Source organism: Serratia microhaemolytica (assembly GCF_004011885.1).
Classification (GTDB): domain Bacteria; phylum Pseudomonadota; class Gammaproteobacteria; order Enterobacterales; family Enterobacteriaceae; genus Serratia_G; species Serratia_G microhaemolytica.
This window is the reverse complement of sequence record NZ_SBEF01000102.1, coordinates 1-1760: the sequence shown is the minus strand read 5'-3', so window position 1 is coordinate 1760 and position 1760 is coordinate 1. Positions and strand designations below refer to the sequence as shown.

Annotated in this window: 2 protein-coding genes; both read left to right on the top strand. The window is 38.2% G+C overall.

Features of this window, described 5'->3' with window-relative positions; translation table 11 throughout:
* Window positions 1-220: 220 nt before the first annotated feature.
* The gene (locus EOJ37_RS14090) at window positions 221-985 is read left to right on the top strand and encodes an MOSC domain-containing protein (RefSeq protein ID WP_127960500.1); all 765 of its coding nucleotides are present in this window, start codon (window positions 221-223) and stop codon (window positions 983-985) included.
* A 193-nt stretch (window positions 986-1178) separates the two neighbouring features.
* Entirely contained in the window at window positions 1179-1466 is a 288-nt protein-coding gene (locus tag EOJ37_RS14085; RefSeq protein WP_127960499.1) for a DUF7716 domain-containing protein, read from the top strand.
* Window positions 1467-1760 lie beyond the last annotated feature (294 nt).

Here is a 1760-nt window from a genome sequence, read left to right as displayed (position 1 = left end):
CTTTGCGTGGGTCTGGTATTTCACTGATATAATTAAAAATAGACATCATCAACTCTGCGTTACTGAAGGAGACTGATCAGATCGTATCTACAGAGAAAAGTTCCATTAAAAGTGGGATCCGGCCCTGACGTATACGTAGAAACATTATCGATGCATCATACGACATTAATGCAAATAGATTGACTGTTGAAGAGTATTATTATACAACGAGAGGAAAGTAATGAATTTTGTCTCCAAGTTAACTTATTATCCGCTTAAATCAGGTGCCGGAGTTTCATCCAGTTCGTGTTCAGGAAATGCTAATGGTATTATTGGTGATCGTTTGTATTGTCTTTTTGATGCGGAGCAAAAAAAGTTTATCTCGTTACGTGAAACCTCCTTGCTACCAGATATTTCGATTATTGACAATGATAACGAAATAACTATTTCTATCGATAACTCTATCCGTAAATTAAATAAGCCCCCCTCCACTAAGGATATAATTAAAGTATGGTCAAGGCATGTTGAGGTGGAGACTTATCCTGGAAAGATCTCTGAGTATATCAGTGCTTATTTGAAAATGAATGTGATCCTTGCGAAGATCAAGCACTTTGATGATTATACTCAATGTTTCATGGATACCGGGCCAATACATATAATATCCCAGAAATCACTGAATCTTTTGAGTCTAAACTGCGGTTTAGCTGAGATAGATAGTTCCATTTTTCGTCCAAATATAGTAGTTTCTGATTTTGGTATTCGAAATGAGAAAGATATTAAGAAAATCTTGATAAATAGACAGGTATTCAATGTTACGGAAATAACCGAACGTTGCAATGCTATTCCTGTGCTTCATCGAAAATTGCAGTCAGTATCTGACTCTCCGGTTTTGGAAATACTGGATGAATGGAATGACTTTGATGGGGCTGTGTTCGGGATTTATGTACGTGCTGAGTCGGACTTCCGTATTAATATTAATGATCATGTTGAAATCGAGAGTACTTAGTTATGGTTCCACTAAATAGCTGTTCCAAATAGTAGATCACCACGAGGGAACTCAGTCCGATTTAAGCGATCTGATCAATCGCTGAATATCCCAAACCACCAACCGGACTGAATTATGCCGATCATAGCACCAATATCCGATGCCGAAAGGTCTCTGATGCAAAAAAACATACATAAAACAGACGATAAGAACCATGCTCGAAGACTCTCGGGACGATAACTTTTGTTTATACGGTGACGATTGCGATGAGTTGAAAGTGGATGGGAATTATTATGTGGCAGATTACCCTGATGTAGATGATCAGGATAATGAGGTTTTCCCTCAGGTGGTTATTTCCAAGAAATTAAATTATTTATATTCAGGACAACAATTTGTGGATGTTATTGATTCAGTTCTTGAACAAAAACCATCAGCCTCACTTGATGAGTTTGTGAGGGCACTAAATTACTATTCTGTTAATGATGACTTTCTTGATTTTTAGCTTTACCCTAGCTGGGAGGAGCCTTTTGGGGGACCTCCCAGCTTTTTAGCAACTAATATACTAACATATTACATTGCTGAACCTGAATCATCACCCAGTCGGATATAGCGCAAATCGCCATAGGTTGGTAGTAGAATCGTTCTGCATGAGTCAATTATCCTCGGATAGCAGGGCAACCGCATGAATGATTAAAATTCACTCTATCGCCCAAATCCTGCATTAAGTATGCGTTCTAAAAAATCTGTTTTCATCCACGCTCGTTTGCGTTTCAGTTTTATACTGAGCTTGGTCGGT

Bases quoted from the DNA above. Each gene is read 5' to 3' on its own strand.
- EOJ37_RS14090 (WP_127960500.1), top strand. From the start codon at position 221: ATGAATTTTGTCTCCAAGTTAACTTATTATCCGCTTAAATCAGGTGCC.
- EOJ37_RS14085 (WP_127960499.1), top strand. From the start codon at position 1,179: ATGCTCGAAGACTCTCGGGACGATAACTTTTGTTTATACGGTGACGAT.